Genomic DNA, 18,554 nt, shown 5'->3' on the forward strand with positions numbered 1-18,554 from the left:
GTGACGTGAGCAGCGACACGCGGTGATCAGGCACCGTGTCGGGTTTAGGCTGGGGGCGTGACTAGCGCACTGACCGGGCTGCGGCACCGGATTCTCGGCCGCATCGACTACCTGGCGGCGTGGGATGAGCAGCGGCGCCTGCACGAGGCCGTCGTCACCGGCGCGGAGCCCGACACCGTGCTCCTGCTGGAGCACCCCAGCGTCTACACCGCGGGCAAGCGCACCGAGCCGTTCGACCGCCCGATGGATGGCACGCCGGTCATCGACGTCGACCGGGGCGGCAAGATCACCTGGCACGGCCCCGGGCAGGTCGTGGGCTACCCGATCCTCAAGCTGCCCGACCCGATCGACGTGGTGGCCTACGTGCGCCGCACCGAGCAGTTGCTCATCGACGTGTGCGCTGAGTTTGGCCTGGCCACGACCCGGATCGAGGGCCGCAGCGGCGCCTGGGTCCGCGCCGACGACCGAGGCCCCGACCGCAAGGTGGGCGCCATCGGCATCCGCGTCTCCCAGGGCGTGACGCAGCACGGCTTCTCCCTCAACTGCGACTGCGACCTGTCCGTTTTCGACCGCATCGTGCCCTGCGGCATCCGCGACGCCGCCGTCACCTCCCTGACCGCCGAGTTGGGCCGGGAGATCACGGTCGCCGACGTCCTCCCGGTGGTCGAGCGCCACCTGCCCACGCTGCTCGCCGAGTAGCGCGACCCGGGACCGCGCGAGAGCGGCCGGAGTGCGTCCGTGGTGGCAGGAGCACAACGGACGCACCAGGCTCCTACGGTGTCAGGCGGTGGCGGTCGCGCGGGAAGGCGGTCACCTCGCGTACGTTGCCGGCGCCGGTGAGACGGGCCACGAAGCGCTCCAGGCCGATCGCGAAGCCGCCGTGTGGGGGCATGCCGTGCCGGAAGGCTTCCACATAGGACTCGTACGGTGCCACCGGCTCGCCGCGGGCCGCCAGTGCCGCCAGGTAGTCCTCGTACCGGTGCAGGCGCTGGCCGCCCGTCACCAGCTCGACGCCCCGAAATAGCAGGTCGAAGCCGTTGGTGTAGCCGGGGCGCGATGGGTCGGGATGCGTGTAGAAGGGGCGCTTGGCCATCGGATACCCGGTGACGAACACGAAGTCCGACCCGTGCTCGCGCAGCGCCCACTCCCCGATCGCCCGCTCGTGCGCGGGGGCGAGGTCGGGCTCGTCCGGTGGGGCGCCGGCGATCTTCAGCGCCTCGGTGAAGTGCACCGCCGGAAACTCCTCCGCCAGCGCCACCTCCTGCCCGCTCGCCGCCACCATGCCCTTGACCACGCGCGTGAGTACGGCCATCACGTCGCGGTGGTCCTCGACGAAGCCCAGCTCGGCGTCGAGGGACGTGTACTGGGCCAGGTGCCGCCCCGTCTCGTGCGGCTCGGCGCGGAAGACCGGCCCCACCTCGTACACGCGCTCGAAGACGCCGACCAGCGTCTGCTTGTAGAACTGCGGCGACTGGGCCAGGAAGGCGGGGCGGCCGAAGTAGTCGAGCGCGAAGACGTTCGCCCCGCTCTCGGTGGAGCTGGCCACGATCTTCGGCGTGTGCACCTCCACGAAGCCCAAACCGTCCAGTGTGGAGCGAAACGCGGCCGTGGCGGCCGCCGCGAGGCGGAGTGCCGACGCGCGCGTGGCGTGCCGCAGCGAGAGCGACGCGTGGTCGAGCTGGGTCGGCAGGGTCGCCCCCAACTGCGGCCGGAACAGGTCGAAAGGTGGTGGCTCGGCGGGGGCACCGAGTACCCGTACCGAAGGCTCGACCACCTCGACCCCGCCGGGCGCGGCCCCGTTCGCGATCACCGTGCCGACGATCTCGACGGCGGTCTCCTCCCCCACGGCCTCGACCTGGGCGCGGACGCCAGGGTTGGTGACCACGACCTGACTGAGCCCGGCGCGGTCGCGCACGATGAGGAAGGCCACCGATTTCAGCAGCCGGCGGCGGTGTACCCAACCGGCGAGCCGCACACTCGAGCCGATGTGGGCAGGAAGTTGGATGGAAAGGATGCGTTGCATTCCGGCACCTCCTGTCAGTCGCGCAACGCGATCCCCGACTGGGCGCGGGCGAGTGGGGAACTCGCGGTGCCACCGCGCCTTCGCCCCCGGAGGGGCCTCATTTGTCCGCGGCTCGGGAGTGTCTTCGCGCCCCGGCGCCGGGCCACCGTCACAGCATCTGGTGGCTCTCTCGGCCGGCGGGATCGGGGCGTTACTCGGTTCCGTCGCTGCCGCTCGCGCCACCGTAGCAGGACAAACCGGTGGTCGGCATCACATAAAGGAGATGGTGAGCCTCGTCGCCTAGTGTTCATGCGCGGACACAGCGAGCGTAGGCTCAGATCTGTGACCATCGCTCCAGAGGGACGGCGCCTGCTGCGCATCGAGGCGCGCAACGCCGAGACGCCGATCGAGCGCAAGCCGCCGTGGATCAAGGTCAAGGCCAAGATGGGCCCGGAGTACACCGAGCTGCGTGGTCTGGTCCAGCGTGAGGGCTTGCACACCGTCTGCCAGGAGGCCGGCTGTCCCAACATCTACGAGTGTTGGGAAGACCGCGAGGCCACCTTCCTCATCGGCGGCGACCAGTGCACGCGCCGGTGCGACTTCTGCCAGATCGACACGGGCAAGCCGGCTGAGTTCGACGCCGACGAGCCGCGCCGCGTTGGCGAGTCGGTCGCCACCATGGGCCTCCGCTACGCCACGGTCACCGGCGTGGCCCGCGACGACCTGCCGGACGGCGGCGCCTGGCTCTACGCCGAGACGGTCCGCCAGATCCACAAGCTCCAGCCCGGCTGCGGTGTCGAGCTGCTGATCCCCGACTTCAACGGCGACCCCGCCCAGCTCGCCGAGGTCTTCGACGCCCGGCCCGAGGTGCTCGCCCACAACGTGGAGACGGTGCCGCGCATCTTCAAGCGCATCCGCCCCGCGTTCCGCTACGAGCGCTCGCTCGACGTGCTCACGCGGGCCCGCGCCGCCGGCCTGGTGACCAAGTCCAACCTGATCCTCGGCCTCGGCGAGGATCGCCACGAGATCTCCCAGGCCCTACGCGACCTCCACGGGGCCGGCTGCGAGCTGGTGACCATCACGCAGTACCTGCGGCCCACGCCACGGCACCATCCGGTGGAGCGGTGGGTCAAGCCGGAGGAGTTCGTGGAGCTGAAGGAGGAGGCCGAGCGGATCGGCTTCGCCGGCGTGATGAGCGGGCCGCTGGTGCGCTCGTCCTACCGCGCCGGGCGCCTCTACCAGCAGGCCCTCGACGCCCGAGCCGCCTGAGCCGCACAAGCCGTTCAGAGACAGATTTGGGCTACCGCGACATCCGTCGTGGTCCAGACCGAAGCTCCCGCGGCCTCACCCTCCGCGGTTCGCGCGGGCCAGCGCCCACGCCACGGCGATCACGGGACGTCGCGACGACGCCGCGGATCAATGGGGCTTTCGGAGTCGAGGTGGTCGGGCGGCTGGGCCGCGCTCGGACCTGGTGTCCTGTTGGAGAAGCTGTCGAGCTGGGCGCACCGGAGCGCCCAACCCGAACGGGACGCCGGATACACGACTCGCGGCGTGAACGCCGGACCCGGCAGGTATGGGCGATTGTCGGAGACATAGCCCCTTCAAACCGGCCGCAAGGGCTATGCCCCCGACAAAAAGCCCCTGCCCGTGCCGACCGGCGCCGCCGAGGTCGACCAACCATCCCGGACCGGTCGCGAAGCTGAGCAAGTGTGCCGGCGGCAGACCATGTGCCGAACGCGCGCCGGTGATACGGCGCGAGTTGGGCGCGTTAGCGCGCCCAACTCGACAGTTCGCCCCGGGCCGAGGCCCGCCTCGGGCCGGGTCGCGATCGTGGGGACGCGGACGGTGAGGCGGCGGGAGCAGCGGCCGCGAGCACGACGGGCATCGCGGCAGCTCCCCTCTGCCACACCAGAACCGAACCGCAACGGAAAGCACGAACCTCAGCCATAACTCGTCTTGGTCCGGACGTTGCCCTGCGCGGTGGGCGGCGCTGTCCGTTCGATCGTGGGGCGACGTGGTCGCACGAGCCGCTGAGACCTCGACCGCGCAGTCTCTAGGCTTTCCTCGCCCGCGCCATGACCTCCTCCTCGGTCAGCGGGCTCGGCGGATGGTGGCTGAGGCAAAACGGCGTGCGGACCTTCTGCGGCGCTTCGCCCTCCAGCGCGACGTAGAACTCGCCCGCGCGCAGGCGGGAGATGTCCGGGACGTCGCCCCCCTTCACCTTGGCCATCTCCCGGGCGGCGTCGACCTGGACCAACGTGTTCAGGAAGCCGAAGAACTGGGTCGCGGCGTTGCCGGGGATGCGGTTGTGCAGGCCCCTCGGCGCCTGAGTGGCGAAGACCAGGCCGAGCCCGTACTTGCGGGCCTGCGCGGCGAGGGCGAGCGTGCTCTGGGTACAAGCGGTCATCTGTCCCGAAGGTGCCAGCGTCTGTGCCTCGTCCATGACGAAGAGGCCGAGCAGTGGCCGGTCCCGCGCCGGATTCTTCTTGATCCACGCGAAGAGGGACATCTGCAACTGGTTGACGAAGCTCTGCCGGGACTCGTCCGACCCCAGGCCGACCATGCTGACGACCGAGATCCGGGCCCGCTTGCCCGGTGTGGGAGTGAGCAGGAGCCCGGGGTCTGCCGGCGTACCGCTGCCGCCGAAGAGCGGGTCGTTGTCCATCGACGCGGTCAGCGTCTGCGCCAGGTCGGCTGCGATCTTATTTGCGTCGGCGAGCCCGCTGACGCCGTCGGGCAGGTCGGCGAGCGTGTCGATGAGCCCCTGCACGGTGCTGCCCCCCCGCCGCCCGTAGTGCTCGACCGTGCGCCGTAGCACCGCCAGCCCCAGGTGTACCTTCGTGGCCCGTCCGACCAGGTTGGCCCGTGGGGCCAGGGCGGCCACCGCCGCGTCGACGGCCGCGCCGAACTCGTCCGGATCGTCACGCACGCTGCCGAAATCGGGAAGTGGCTGGAAGCTCAGCGGGCGACCGGTCTCGCGGCGCGGGGTCCAGACGACAACCTCGGTGTTCGCCAGGTAGTCGGCGGCCCGCGCGGGGTCGGCGGGCCCCCAACCGGCCGGCGGCTCCGGCCACGGCTCGCCCAGTCGCGCCAGGTCGTTGTTGGGGTCCAGGACGATCGCGGAGACGCCCTGGAGCGCGCACTCCTCAACGACGCGCCGGAGGAGCACCGTCTTGCCGGAGCCGGAACCGGCGAATATCGCCACGTGCTTGCGGAAGGACTCCAGCGAGACCGGCACCGGCTCACCGCCTTCGTACGCGGTGCCGAGCACGAACTCGCTCGCCGCGCTCCGCACGGGGCGGTGCTCGCCGGTCTCGCCGCCGGGCTCGCCCGTCTCGCTGCTGGGCGGGCTGGGCGACGTACCCCTAAGCGGGCTGACCTCGGCGTCCGACAGCGCCTCCTTGAAGAGGGTGATCTGGGCGGTGGGTCGCCGCTCGACAAGCCACGCCTGCAACTCGATCGGCGACTCGTCCCGCAGCCCGTGGAGCCCGGCGAGCACGCGCAGGTCGCTGTCGTCGACGGCCAGCGTCGTCCCGCCGTCCCGGGCGAACTCCCGGATCGCCTGCTGGGTCTTGCCCGACGAGGACCAGGGACCGTTGCGGATCAGGAAGAGCTTGCGTTTGGCCACGTCGGAGGTGAGTCCGGCGGCGGTACGTGCCCGGCGGAGCCGGTGCAGGGCGGCCACTCCGTGGTGTGTGTCGCTGATCGCCCGAAAGCACCAGTGCTCCTGGTCTTCGCTGCGCCCGTCGTCGGCGCGCTCCTCCTCGGGGCGCTCGTCCAGCTCGCGGCGGAGCCGGGCGTGCAGGTCCGGCTTGTCGCTGGGCGGCGGGTCGACGGAGAAGAGCCCGGCGGCGTCGCCCCGTTCGGCGATCCAGGCGCGGAGCCCGGCGGAGAGCAGCTCGGGAAACGTGGCGTCCTCGGTGTCGCCTTCGAGAGGCGAGGTGACATCGGCATCGCGCTTCAGGTCTTCGAACCGCGCGTCGATCCGGGCCAGCGACTCCTCGGGCACGGTCGGTGCGGTCCACTCCGGCGCGCTCGGCTCCGGTGCCGGCGATACCTCGCCAAGGTGGGAAAGCTCCCGAACCTCCTGGTCGATGAGGCAGGCGCGGATGTGACGGTCGATCTCGATGAGCAGTCGGCGCGGCGAGTAGTTGATTGCCTCCTGGAACACGGAGTCCCGCACTGGCCAGGTCGGATAGTCGGGTGTGAAGCCGACCTCGCCGAACCGGGTGGCGAACCGCTTCTCGACGATCTGGCGGGCGATCGCGGGGTCACGGATCCCCTCCAGCACGGGCGAGCGGCGAAACCGGTCGACAACCGAGGCTATCGCCTTGCTCTCGATGAGCTTCCAGGTCTGGGACAGGGCGGCGACGACCGTAAAGGTTCGGCGGGTGTGCTCTCGCAGCGCTGTCAGACCGTTGGCGATCTCGGCTACCACCACGGTCTGCTGGATTTTGGCCAGATCCTCCATCAGCGCCGACTGGGAGACCATCGTGTCGATCTGGTCGAACGCGATGACTGTCGGGCCGGTCAGGGCAAGCAGCCACGAAATGTCCCGGACCACATCCTGTGCCGTGCGCGGCGTGCGGCGGATACCCCACGCCTGGCGCTCGTCCGGGATCGGGTCCGCGCCGCAGGCGAAGTAGTTGTCGGCGATATTCTGGTGTTCCTCGTTGAGGGAAGCCCGGAGCGCTAGAGCCCGAGCGGTGTCGCGGCATGTGTTCGCCACGTACTGGTCGTAGTCAGTGAGCCTGTCGATGAACGAGTCCAGCGAGGCGCGGGACAGCTCGGTCTCGCCCATCACCGCACGGCGCGCGGTCCGCGGCGCGCCGACCCGCGACGACAGCCGGCGCAGTAGAAGGTTGAGCTGCGTCCCGCCCTCGGGCACCTGCCGAGCCAGGCTGTCGAGCATGAGGACGAGGAGGCCGTCCCAGAAGTTGCGGCTGTCGAGCAGGCTAATGAGGAAGAAGTATCCGCCCTGCTTCTGCACCTGCTGACGGACCCAGCCGAGCAGGTGCGTCTTGCCCGTGCCGGCCCGGCCCTCCAGTACCAGGCCGACCGGGTTGGCGTCGGAGTCGCCCCCGGCCTCGGCGATGCCGTCGAGCACGTCGCGGACGACCGCCGGATACAGCCCGTCGACGTGGAACGGCGAGGGTCGCCACACGTCGTCGGGGACCTGCGCCCAGTTGAACCGGAGTGCGGCGAGCGCCGCTAGTTTCTCCGCGCTCATCGCACTCCGATCGCCAACTTGTGCCTGTCCTCCCCGCCGATCCGGATCGCCGCCTCCCGTTCCGCGCGGTCGATCCGGTGCCGGTTGTGCTCCGGCTCGAGGTAGACATCGGGCGCGTCGAGGAGCTGCCGGAGCACCTTGTCCACATCGGACTTCGCCACGTCGCCGACCAGCGGACGGATCTTCGACAGGCTCACCCAGTCGCCGGGTCCGTCGGCGAGTGCGGCGTACGCGGCCCGGATGCGGTCGCCGAGGCCCCGCGCCGGGGCGTCCGTACGCTGCACCGGAACCGGCACCGGCACGGGGGCGTTGTGCTGCGCCGCCACCGCTGCCCAGAGCATCTCTTCCCGCGTGGGACGCCTGCTCCCCTTCGTCTTCGCGACCGGCAACCGCCCCGACAGGAACTTCTCTCCCTCCTTGGTCAGGACGTGCGTGTACGGGCGCCGCTTGGTCTGGGAGAGCACATAGCCGAGCCCGTTGAGCTTCGCGTAGTCGGGGCTTTGCAGCCGGACGCCGTACCGCTCGCCCATCTCGTTGTTCGAGAGCTCGCGGCCCTCGACCTTCAGGATGATGAGGTACGCGTAGTCCGTCGGGGTCAGGTCGTCGGCCATCCAAGGGTCCTTTCGAGGGGCGGTGTCGAGGGGGTCGGATCCGGGGTGAACGGTTCGCCGTCCGCGTCGAGCCCGAAGGCGCGGAGCTGTGCCAGGTGCTCGGGCGGGTGACTCTCCATCGCCGTGTAGAGGGCGAGGAGCCGATCGGCCGCGCCGTCGGTGCCCGCTTCCACCTCCGCGCTGAGCTGGGCCTCGTCGCGCAGCTCGAACAGCAGCGCGCACAGTTGCTCGCCAGCGTCGGGCTTGCCGGCGTCGACGGCGGCCCGGAGCTCGGCGACCTCCGACTCCGCACCGCTCGCCCGGTCGTCGGCCATACGCGCCTTGGGCAGCCGGAGCTTCGCCGCCTCGTCGCCCGCGTCCGCGCGGGCGGTCAACAGGTCCACCTCGCCCCACGCCGTGTACAGGTCGGCCAGCGCCTCCGCCGCGAACTGGTGGCCGCGGTCGGCCCGCTCACGAAGCTCCCGCAGGTGCCCCCGCTCGACAAGGTGCTCGATCAGCCGCTCCTCCGCGACCGAGTCACCGGCTTCGGCTTTGGCACGCAGGTCATCGCAGACGCCTCCGTCGGCGAGTATGCCGTCGATGCGATCGCGGGCCGTCTGGTCGCCAGCGTGCGCGGCTGGGCGGAGATCCTCGACCCGCTGCCACAACTCCTGCGTCCGGGACAGGTGCGACCCGACCGTGCGGTCTCGCGGGGCGGTTGCCAACCAGCCTCGCAGCACCTCCACCGCCCGCTCGAACCGGCCCTGGCGAACCAGCAGCTCGGCCAGCTCGATGGCGGCGGCGCGGTCGTCGTACTCGTCGGCCAGCCGCGTGAGCGCCCGCTCGGCGTACCGGTAACGGAGCCGGGCGAGCGCGCCATCCGCCAGCCGGCGCAGGTCGGCGAGGCCGCGTACGCCCGCGACAAGGGCCAGCCAGGCGTCGTGCGGCACCGGCGTCGTACGGCGTACACGGCGCAGGTGCTGGGCCAGGTAGTCGGCGATCGTGTACCCGGCCAGCGTCCCCGCCCGCCCAGCGTCGGCGGGCGACAGTGCGGAGACGTCCCCGTACAGCGGGCGGGTCGCGTGCGGCAGCGCCTGGTCGAGCCACTCCTCCCTCGGTCTGACCCGCTGCGCTCTCCGTAGGTAGCCGAACATCGCCTCGGCCAGGAGGTCTTCGGTCAGCGGCGACAGCACGCCGAGCCGGTGGGCGTCGGCGGCCGCGGTGATCATCGCCCTGCCGTACGCCGTCGGCGACTGCTCCCATGCCATCACCAGCGCCGGCCCTCCGGCCAGTACCTGCGTCAGCCCCGCGTCCCGCGTCTCCAGCGCCATCCGGATCCGGCTGTCCTTCGCGGCGGCCTGGTGTGCCAGCGTCATCTCGCCCGGTGACAGCGTGTCGGGGACGCTGATCACGGTGGCGCTCCTCAACAGCCGGCGCGTGTCGTCGTTGTCGTCCGCCCCCGGCGACCGGGCGGCCATCTGGGCCGTGTACTGGTCGGGCCAGATCGTGCCGACGACGATGTTGCCCCTGCGCATCAACGCCCGGACGCACTCGAACGACAGTGGCGGATGGCTGCCGAGGTAGCGCTGCAACTCGTCGAGCCAGAAGACGGTCTTGCTGGGCGGCGAGTTCTTCAGGTCGAGCAGCTCCCGCGCCTCGGTCGGATGGATCAGCCACCAGTCCGGCACCAGGTTGTACACCGCTTCGTAGAGCGAGCGCGTCTTTCCGGTCGACGAGCCGCCGACGAGCACCACGAAGCTGCCCCGGTCGGGCACATTGGCGGCGATCGCGTTGCGCAGCTGGAAGTCGAAGTCGCGATCCACGTACTCGGGCAGCTCGCCGACGCTTTCCAAGGTCGTGATCGCGCTGTGGATGCCCAGCTCGCGGGGCGAGGCGGCGTAGAAGCGATTCTCTTCGGACATGCTGGACGCGGCCGCTCGCTCCCACGCGGCGAGCCACTCCCGCCGCCTGTCTTCCGGCACGCCACAGACCCGCAACATGCTGAGAAGCAAAGGCCGGGAAATCTGTCGCTTGCCGCCGAGCGCGTCGCTCAGTGTGGATGGCTTGATCGCCCGGAGCTCTGGAAGATCGTCGTATCCCCGACTTTCTCGCTCTATGTCGCTCAGCGACAGCCCGGAACGATCTTTCAGCCTGTTGAGCGCCTTTACGAGATCATCTGGCGTGCGTATCCGGATGAGATCGACATCGGGGTCGGACGCCAGCGTGCTCACCCCCACCATCGGCCCGTTATGGATGTCCGGCAGCTTCGCGGGAACAGTCTCGTGTCGACAGTCGGCGCGTGCCATCGGCCATGTTCTGTATCCCGACTCCTCCGTTCGGCGATTTCAGATCGTCCGTCCTCATCGGACGGCGCGAACGCACACACGACCACCGAACGACATCAGGATCGGCGTCGGCACATTTCGAGCTGATCAATGCGAAGACGTTTCGGAGGATACATACGAGCGAGACAAGAGCACCAGGGTCGTCGATCATCCGACAACGGGCAACAAAGTGGATCTCCATTCCTCCGGTCGCCTCCGGAATCATCCGGCCGGCTCCGCACGAATCGCTCGGTGGTTATGTTTTTCCGCACCGATCCGGCAGGTCACCGCCGGTCTCGCACGTCCGCCCCGCCTCCGGCTTCCACCGGGACCGTGGCCGGAGGCCAGAGGTGCTGCTGAGGTGGGAACCGAACGGGCGCCGGCCAGGAGCCCGCAACACCGTGGAGGCTTCCATGCAGCCGTGGCTCGTCGCCGTCCAGGCGGCCAGCGCCCTCGTCACGCTCGGCGGGGCCGTCACGCACCTGACCACCGCGATCCTCACCCGGCGCACGCTCGACGCCGCACGGCGTGCACCGCAGGCCGCTCCGGTCGCGCCGTCTCCGGCCCCGGACCTCGCCCGGATCCGGAACAGCAGCCAGCCGTGCCCCCAACCGCCGAGCTGGCCCGGCGAGCGCGGCCCCCGCCTTACGGGCGGGCTTCGAGCAGGCCCAGGCGGTGGGCGACCGCCGCCGCCTCGACGCGGTTGGCCACCGCCAGCTTGGCGATGATCCGGGAGACGTGGACGCTGGCCGTCTTGGGCGAGATGTAGAGCTGCTCGGCGATCCGCCGATTGCTCAGCCCTTCCGCCACCAGCCGCAGCACCTCCTGCTCGCGCACTGTCAGCAGCTCGGGCTCGTCGGGCGCGGTGCGGCTGAAGACGCGCAGCCCGACCCGGCGGGCCAGCGTCTCCATCTCGTCGCGGAACGGCGTGGCCTGGAGGTCGTCGGCGATGCAGCATGCCTCCTCGACCGCCTCCCCCACCAGCCCTCGATCGCCGGACGCGGCGGCCGCCTCGGCGAGGCCGCCCAGGGCGCGGGCGAGGGCGTACGGCTGGCCGTCTGTGCGCCACGCGGCGACCGCGGCCTGCCAGGCGGGCAGCGCGTCGGCGCCGGTGGCCAGGATGGCGTGCGTCTGGGCCGCACTCGCCCGCTGCGCGGGATGTACGGCGGTGAGGCCGGCGCAGACCGCGCGGACCTCCTCGGCGAGCGCGGGGTCGGCGCCCAGCACGGCGGCGCGGGCGCTGGCGACCATCAGGGGCCACGCGTACCGGGGGAACTCCCCGACGCGCGGCACCGCGACGCCGACCTGGGCCGCTTCGACCGCGCCCGGGATGTCGCCGCGCTGGAGGGCGGCCTCGACTCGCAGCTCGTGCAGCGGGATGGCGAAGTGGTGCTCCAGGTAGGGCCGGCCGAGGAAGCTCAACGCCCGGGTCACCAGCTCGTCGGCACCGGCGTGGGCGCGGGCGAGGCGGAGCTGGGCGCGGATCTGGAGCCAGTGGAGGCCGAGCGTGCCGGGCGGGTCGATGCGGGCGGTCTCGGCGCAGAGCGCGTCCGCCTCGTCCCACCGGCCCAGCGCGAAAAGCGCCTCGGCCTGGTTGGAGAGCAGGAACGCCCCGGTCGAACGGCTGATGCCGACCCGCTTGGCCTCGACCGTGCCGTCTGCGGCGCGCAGCGCGGACTCGGTGTACTGCCCGACCTCGAAGAGCGCATCGGACATGTTGACCAACGCGTGCACCAGCTGCGGCACGTCGCCGGTGCGGCGGGCCAGCTCCTCGGCCTTGCGCAGCTCGGCCAGGCCGGCCTCGGCGGAGATCTCGTTGGCGCAGACCCGGCCGAAGGTCAGTGTCGCCGCCACCTTGGCCGCCGGATCGCCGAGCGACTCGGCGTCGGCCATGGCCTCCCGGGCGATGCGAGCGCCGTCCGCCTGGCCGACCTTGCCGAGGTGGCTCGCGACGTTGGCCAGGATCTGCACGCGCTCGGGCTCGTTGGGCACGCCGCGGGCCAGCTCGTACGCCGCGCGCAGCTCGGTCGCGCCGTCGCTCTTGCCGAGCACGCGCATCAGCCGGCCGCGCCGCTCCAGCATCCGCGCGGCGCGCAGCGGCTCGGCGTCTCGGTCGATCTCGGCGAGCGCGGCCCGGGTGAGGCTCATCGCGCGGGCGTAGTCGCCGGCGGTGGAGGCCGCGAGCAGCGTCTCCTCCAGCAGGGCGAGATGGTCCATGCCGAGTCGCTCGGCCGCGTCGGGCACCTGCTCCCACAGCTCCAGCACGCGCTCGAGCAGCCGGCTCTTCTCCGCGTACGCATAGCGCTTGCCGGCCGCGGTCGCCGCCGCCCAGGCCGAGGTGAGCGCGCGGGGGTGGTCGTGTGCCGCGTGCCAGTGGTGGGCGATCTCGGCGGGCGCGCGGTCGGCGCCGACGAGCTGGGGCCGGCCCTCGATCGCCGCGGCGTAGCGCGCGTGCAGGCGGGCCCGCTCGCCGGGCAGCGCGTCCTCGTGGACGGCCTCGCGGACCAGCGCGTGGCGGAACTCGTATCCCCCGTCGAGGTCGGCGACCAGGAGCTGGGCCGCGACCGCCTTGCGGAGTGCGTCTTCGAGATCGTGGTCGGAGACCTCGGCGACCGCGACGAGCAGGTCGTGGCCGATGCGGTTGCCACCGGCGGCGGCCAGCCGCAGGACCCGCTGGGCCGGGTCGGGAAGCTGGTCGATGCGGGCGAGCAGCAGATCGCGGAGCGTGTCGGGCAGGTCGGCGCAGCCGTCGGGGTCGCTGGAGGCGGCCAGCTCCTCGACGAAGAAGGGGTTGCCCTGGGAACGCTGGTAGATGTTGTCGACCAGCTTGGGCCGGGGCTCGGCGCCGAGCAGGTCGGTGAGGATCTCCATCGTGCCGTCGCGGTCGAGCCGGTCGAGGTCGAGCCGCTCCACGCCACGGGCCCGGTCGAGCTCGGCGAGGAACGGCCGCAGCGGATGCCCCCGGTGCAGCTCGTCGGAGCGGAAGGTGCAGATGAGCAGCGCCTGCGCCGTGCGGGCGGAGCGGATCAGAAACGCGATGAGGTCGCGTGTGGAGCGGTCGGCCCAGTGCAGGTCTTCGATGAGCAGGACGAGCGGGCGCTCCCGGGCCAGCCGGCCGAAGAGGCCGGCGACCAGCTCGAAGAGGTAGCCCCGGTTGGCGTCGACGAGCCCCTCGGGGCCGGCCGGCCCCAGCTCGGGCAGCAGCCGGGCGAACTCGTGCTCGTGCCCGTCGAAGGCGACCGGCCCGTCGCGCCGCAGCAGGTCGCGGAGTGCGGCCACGAACGGCGCGAACGGCAGCCCTTCCTCGCCCAGCTCCACGCACTGGCCGGTGAGCACGCGCACGCCCTCGCCCAGCGCGAGCCGCCGGAACTCCTCGACCAGGCGGGTCTTGCCGATCCCCGCCTCGCCGCCGAGCAGCACGGTCGTCGACTCCTCGCCCCGAGCGCGCTTGAGCGCGTCGCGCAACGCCGCGAGGTCGGCGTCGCGACCCACGAGGACGGAGCTGGTGGCTCGGGCGGTCACAAAATCGAGCATGCCACGTGCCTCCGACATCCCTTAGCGATTAAGCGACCGGCGAATCCGAGGTGGACGCGGCCCGCCCCCGTGGCGGGCCGCGTCCCGCGATAGGTCAGGAGGGCACCGGCGCCCGCGTCGCGGCCCCGTGGCGGCGGCGTCCGGCCCGCGTCCACCAGCGGGGCTGTTCGGGGCCGGCACCACCGCGTACGACGGCGCGGGCCAGGCGTACCCGGTCGGCCTCGGCGTGCAGCTCGGCGGCGCGGTGGCGGTGGAGGGTCAGGGCGGCGTGCGGGTCGAGAATCGTCATGACCATGACTCTCCGCGCGAAGGCACCGCCCGCGCATGGGGTGCGATGCCCGATGTTCGAGGCAGCCGGGGTACTTACGCGGGGTCGGGACCACGGCGCGGGGCCGTAAGGTCCTTACCGCGCCCAGCCCGTAGACTTCGCGGCATGGCAAAGCCGGAGGAGAAGGTCAGTTTCCGCCAGCGGCTGAAGCAGATCGGGATGGTTTTCTCGTTCACCGCCAAACGCGACAAGTGGTTTGCGCCACTCGTCGCCGGCGCGGTGCTCATCCCGCTCGCGCTCACGGTCGTGGCGGTGATCACCTGGGGCTGGCTGTGGCTGCCCGTGGGCATCCTGCTCACCCTCCTCGCCGTGCTCATCGTGCTCAACGTGCGCTCCAACGCCGCGATGATGAATGCCGCGGAGGGGCAGCCGGGCGCCGCCGCGCAGCTGGTGGAAAACATGCGCGGCGACTGGCGGGTGACCACCGCCATGAGCTCGACCACGCAGATGGACATGGTGCACCTGGTGCTCGGCCGCCCGGGCGTGATCCTGCTGGCGGAGGGCAACCCGCAGCGGGTCCGCAGCCTGCTCGGCCAGGAGAAGCGGCGACTCTCCAAGGTGATCGGCAACGCCCCGATGTACGACTACATCGTCGGCACCGGCGAGGAGGACCTGTCGATCCGCAAGCTGCGGTCGACGCTCCTGCGCCTGCCCCGCAACCTCACCGGCAAAGACGTCAACGCGCTCGACAAGCGCCTCAGCGCTCTCACCGCCCGCCCGCAGATCCCCAAGGGCGCGATCCCCAAGAACATGCGGCCGCCGAAGGGCGCGTTCCGCCAGATGCGGGGCCGCTAGAGATATCTCGCGGTCGAGGTTCGCCCTTTCCGTCGCGGTTCGATCCTCAAGTGACAGAGGAGAGCTGCCGCGATGCCCGTCGCGCTCCTGGCCGCTGCTCCCGCGGCCTCACCCTCCGCGTCCCACGGATGATCACCGCCACAGAACCCATGATCATCCCACCGAATCCACGATGGCCGGTCACAACCTTCGCGACCCGCGCCTCGACTAGTCGAGCTTCAGCCACTCGGTGGCGGTGGTGCAGTCGTGCAGCGCGTCGGGGTCGGGCAAGACCCCCAGCCCCGGGCCGGTCGGCACGCGCACGTGCCCGTCTTCGAGCACGAAGGGCGCGGTGATGTCGCGGGCGAAGTACCGGTCGGAGGCGGACGTGTCGCCAGGGAGTGTGAAGTTGGGCAGCGCGGCGAGCGCGACGTTGGCCGCCCGCCCGATGCCGCTCTCCAGCATCCCGCCGCACCACACCGGGATGCCGTGCGCGGCACAGACGTCGTGCACGCGGCGCGCCTCGAGGTAGCCGCCCACGCGCCCCGGCTTGACGTTGACGATCGCGGCGGCGCCGAGCGCGATCGCGTCGGCGGCCGCGCGGGCCGAGGTGATCGACTCGTCGAGGCAGACCGGCGTGCGGATCTGGCGGGCCAGCGCGGCGTGCCCGCGCATGTCGTCTTCCGGCAGCGGCTGCTCGATCAGCAGCAGGTCGAACGGGTCGAGCCGGGCCAGGTGCCGGGCGTCGGCGAGCGTGTAGGCGGTGTTGGCGTCGACCTGGAGCAGCACACCGTCGCCGAAGCGCTCGCGCACCGCCCGCACCGGCTCGACATCCCAGCCCGGCTCGATCTTGAGCTTGATCCGCAGGTAGCCCTGCCCCAGATAGCCACCGACCGCGTCGAGCAGCTCGGGCACCGAATCCATGATCCCGACGGAGACGCCGGCCGGCACGCGGTCGCGCACCGCGCCGAGGTAGCCGCCGAAGGAGAGCCCGGCCGCCCGCAGCTCCGCGTCGAGCAGTGCGGTCTGCACCGCCGCCTTCGCCATCGGATGCCCCTTGACCTGGGCGAACAGCGGCTCCACCGCCACCGCGCCGGCACTGGGCAGGGCCGCGACGGCGGGCGCGAGGAAGCGCCGGATCACGTCGGCCGCGCCCTCGACGTACTCGCTGGAGTAGAAGGGCCCGGCCATCGCCACGCACTCGCCCCAGCCCTCGGCCTCGTCGGTGACCGCGCGGACCAGCAGGACGTCGCGGTCGTGCTCGGTGCCGAACGAGGTGCGGAACGGCGCCACCAGCGGCATCGCCACGCGCCGCAACTCGATGCCGGTGACCCTCATGCGCGCTCCAACACGTACCAACCGTCGCGGGTGATGCCGGCGACGGTGTAGCCGCGGTCGAGCGCCGGGGTCATCGCCTCGCGGAGCGCGTAGCGCCAGCGGACCGCCAGGTCGGGATCGGTGACGCGCAGCCCTTCGACGTCGGCGGGCGCGCTCACCAGCAGCCGCGGGGCGCCGGAGTCGGCCCCCGGCACCGGGAAGTCGCCGTCGCCCCGGGCCAGCACGACGGCGCCGCCGCCCGGGTCGACCTCGTGACACTCGCCGCGCGCCGCGGCCGCGACCTCCGGCGCGGTGAGATCCCAGTGCACGTACATGCGGTCGCTCGGCCCGCCGTCGGTGTTGGTGCCGTCGTCCATCGGTCCGTAGAAGTCCGGCAGGTACTCCGTCGCGCGGGCGCCAAGCTTGCAGAGGTTGAAGTACGCGTTGCGCCGCACCAACGGATCGTACGTCCAGCAGACCGCGGACAGGCTCCGGTCGAGCGCCCACGACCGCTGGTGCAGCTTCATCGCGTATCCGACGCCGGAGCCCTGCCGCCCCGGCTCCACACCGGCGATGTGCGAGTGCAGGTGGTCGGTGCCGAGGAAGGCGACCGCCGCGCCGGCCAGATGCCCGTCGCGGTAGGCACCGACGACGTAGTTGCCCGAGTGGGAGAAGGCGCGCATGAGACTCGCGTTGACCAGGCGGTCGGCGGAGTCGGCGCCCCAGACCCGCCGGAGCAGCTCGGCGGCGGCGAGCTGGTCGTCCATGGTGGACAGCTCGGCGATCCGAACACCGAGCCGGTCGGCGGCACCGTGCGCCGCGACCCGTGCCTCGTCGACCAGCCCGCTCATCGCTCTACCGTACGCGTCCCGTCACGGATCGGGGTACGGACCGAAGGCCGCCGGGACAGCGCCCTTCATCGGTCCCGCCGCGTGACGAGGCCGGCCAGTCCGGTCAGTTCGGCGGCGGGCGCGGCGACCGGATGGGCCGCCCGGAGATGGTGCAGTGCCTGGCCGAGCAGGTCGTCCGCCTGTGCCTGGCTCCAGTCCCGCCCGCCGGCCGCGTCGACCAGCTCGGCCGCGCGCACCAGGTCGGTACCGGACGGAGGTGCTCCACTGTAGAGGGCCGCCAGCTCGCGCCCGGCCGGCGTACCGGAGGTCAGCGCGGCCACCACGGGCAGTGACTTCTTGCGCTGCCGCAGGTCGGCGTGGACCGGCTTGCCGGTGACCGCCGGGTCGCCCCAGATGCCGAGGAGGTCGTCGACGAGCTGGAACGCCAGCCCCAGCCGCTCCCCGAACTCCCTGAACCGCCCGACCCGGTCCCAGCTCGCCCCACCGAACGTGGCGCCGAGCGCGCAGGCGCAGCCGAGCAGCGCGCCGGTCTTGCCCCGGGCCATGCCAAGGCATTCACGCAGGTCGACCTCGGTACGCGCCTCGAAGGCCAGGTCGGCGCTCTGCCCGTCGAGCAGGTCCTGCACGGCCCCGTGCAGCAGCCGGCCGCCCTCCTGGAGTGCGGCGTGACCGCAGCCGGCCAGCACGTCGAAGGCGAGCGCGAGCAGCGCGTCACCGGCCAGGATCGCCGGCCCGACGCCGTACACCGCCCAGGCGGTCGCCCGGTGCCGGCGCGTGCGGTCGCCGTCCATCACGTCGTCGTGGAGCAGTGAGAAGTTGTGTACCAGCTCGACCGCGACCGCCGCGGGCACCGCCTCGGTCGGGTCGCCGCCCACCGCCTCAGCGCTCAGCAGCACCAGCGCCGGCCGGATCGCCTTGCCGCCGGCCGCCGCGATCGCCTTGCCGTCCGCGTCCCACCATCCGAAGTGGTAGCCGGCGATCTGGCGCAGCGCGCCGGGCAGCGTGTCCACCGCCGCCCGCAGCGCCGGGTCGAGGCAGGTACGGCTCCACGCCAGCACCTCCGGCGCCGACCGGCCGCCCGCGATCTCCGACGCGGCGGTCATCGCCCGTCCCCGTCCCTGGCCGCCCGGGGCTCGATCTCGACGTCTTCGAGGATGCCGAGCGCGTCCGGTACGAGCACGGCGGCCGAGTAGTAGGCGCTGACCAGGTACGAGCGGATAGCCTTGGCGTCGATGCCCGTGAAGCGCACCGACAGGCCCGGCTGGTACTCGTCCGGCAGTCCGGTCTGGCGCAGCCCGATGACGCCGCTCTCCTCCTTGCCGGTACGCATCGCCAGGATCGAGGTGGTGCCGCCCTGGCTGATCGGGATCTTGTCGCAGGGCAGCACGGGTACGCCGCGCCAGCCCATCACCCGCCGCCCCTCGACCTCCACCGGAGCGGGGTAGACGCCGCGCCGGTTGCACTCGCGGCCGAACGCGGCGATGGCGAGCGGATGGGCGAGGAAGAAGCGGGTCCCGCGCCGCCGGCAGAGCAGGTCGTCCAGGTCCTCCGGTGTGGGCGGTCCGGAGCGCGTGTGGATCCGCTGCTTCAGATCGGCGTTGTGC

At 71.8% G+C, this 18,554-nt stretch carries 12 protein-coding genes and 1 pseudogene; 3 read left to right on the forward strand and 10 right to left on the reverse strand.

Going from position 1 to position 18,554, the window contains the following annotated elements:
- Nucleotides 1-57 precede the first annotated feature (57 nt).
- Nucleotides 58-699 (forward strand): lipoyl(octanoyl) transferase LipB, encoded by a 642-nt coding sequence (lipB, locus tag ACFFIA_RS40475; protein WP_377262057.1) that lies wholly within the window; start codon nt 58-60, stop codon nt 697-699.
- A 73-nt stretch (nt 700-772) separates the two neighbouring features.
- Here the strand turns inward: lipB and aspS are convergent, their stop codons facing one another.
- Nucleotides 773-2,023 carry an aspartate--tRNA(Asn) ligase gene (gene aspS, locus ACFFIA_RS40480; protein ID WP_377262059.1) on the reverse strand — a complete coding sequence of 417 codons (1,251 nt, stop codon included), beginning with the start codon at nt 2,021-2,023 and terminating at the stop codon, nt 773-775.
- A 288-nt stretch (nt 2,024-2,311) separates the two neighbouring features.
- On the opposite strand from aspS, the gene lipA reads away from it, so the two are divergent.
- Nucleotides 2,312-3,271 carry a lipoyl synthase gene (lipA, locus tag ACFFIA_RS40485; RefSeq protein ID WP_377262061.1) on the forward strand — a complete coding sequence of 320 codons (960 nt, stop codon included), beginning with the start codon at nt 2,312-2,314 and terminating at the stop codon, nt 3,269-3,271.
- A gap of 784 nt (nt 3,272-4,055) precedes the next feature.
- Here lipA and ACFFIA_RS40490 read toward each other — a convergent pair.
- From ACFFIA_RS40490 to ACFFIA_RS40510, 5 genes are all read right to left on the reverse strand, one after another.
- Nucleotides 4,056-7,232, reverse strand: coding sequence for an ATP-binding protein (locus ACFFIA_RS40490; RefSeq protein WP_377262063.1), 3,177 nt, complete (start codon nt 7,230-7,232; stop codon nt 4,056-4,058).
- Nucleotides 7,229-7,843 (reverse strand): hypothetical protein, encoded by a 615-nt coding sequence (locus tag ACFFIA_RS40495; RefSeq protein WP_377262065.1) that lies wholly within the window; start codon nt 7,841-7,843, stop codon nt 7,229-7,231. The genes ACFFIA_RS40490 and ACFFIA_RS40495 overlap by 4 nt, the downstream gene beginning before the upstream one ends.
- Nucleotides 7,828-9,822: a hypothetical protein gene (locus ACFFIA_RS40500; protein ID WP_377262066.1), complete on the reverse strand. Its 1,995-nt coding sequence runs from the start codon at nt 9,820-9,822 to the stop codon at nt 7,828-7,830. The genes ACFFIA_RS40495 and ACFFIA_RS40500 overlap by 16 nt, the downstream gene beginning before the upstream one ends.
- Before the next feature lie 969 nt (nt 9,823-10,791).
- Complete coding sequence (locus ACFFIA_RS40505; protein ID WP_377262068.1) at nt 10,792-13,668, reverse strand: helix-turn-helix transcriptional regulator; 2,877 nt, start codon at nt 13,666-13,668, stop codon at nt 10,792-10,794.
- A 106-nt stretch (nt 13,669-13,774) separates the two neighbouring features.
- Entirely contained in the window at nt 13,775-13,969 is a 195-nt protein-coding gene (locus tag ACFFIA_RS40510) for a hypothetical protein (RefSeq protein WP_377262070.1), read from the reverse strand.
- Nucleotides 13,970-14,113: 144 nt separating this feature from the next.
- On the opposite strand from ACFFIA_RS40510, the gene ACFFIA_RS40515 reads away from it, so the two are divergent.
- Nucleotides 14,114-14,803: a DUF4191 domain-containing protein gene (locus ACFFIA_RS40515; protein ID WP_377262072.1), complete on the forward strand. Its 690-nt coding sequence runs from the start codon at nt 14,114-14,116 to the stop codon at nt 14,801-14,803.
- A 207-nt stretch (nt 14,804-15,010) separates the two neighbouring features.
- Here the strand turns inward: ACFFIA_RS40515 and menC are convergent, their stop codons facing one another.
- From menC to ACFFIA_RS40535, 4 genes and pseudogenes are all read right to left on the reverse strand, one after another.
- Entirely contained in the window at nt 15,011-16,120 is a 1,110-nt protein-coding gene (gene menC, locus ACFFIA_RS40520; protein ID WP_377262074.1) for an o-succinylbenzoate synthase, read from the reverse strand.
- Complete coding sequence (locus ACFFIA_RS40525; RefSeq protein WP_377262076.1) at nt 16,117-16,950, reverse strand: GNAT family N-acetyltransferase; 834 nt, start codon at nt 16,948-16,950, stop codon at nt 16,117-16,119. The genes menC and ACFFIA_RS40525 overlap by 4 nt, the downstream gene beginning before the upstream one ends.
- Nucleotides 16,951-17,015: 65 nt before the next feature.
- Complete coding sequence (locus ACFFIA_RS40530; RefSeq protein WP_377262078.1) at nt 17,016-18,053, reverse strand: family 2 encapsulin nanocompartment cargo protein polyprenyl transferase; 1,038 nt, start codon at nt 18,051-18,053, stop codon at nt 17,016-17,018.
- A pseudogene (locus tag ACFFIA_RS40535) lies at nt 18,050-18,554 on the reverse strand (Crp/Fnr family transcriptional regulator); the annotation flags it as partial. The pseudogene ACFFIA_RS40535 and the gene ACFFIA_RS40530, both read right to left, overlap by 4 nt.

This window comes from Phytohabitans kaempferiae (assembly GCF_042433955.1).
Taxonomy (GTDB): Bacteria; Actinomycetota; Actinomycetes; order Mycobacteriales; family Micromonosporaceae; genus Phytohabitans; species Phytohabitans kaempferiae.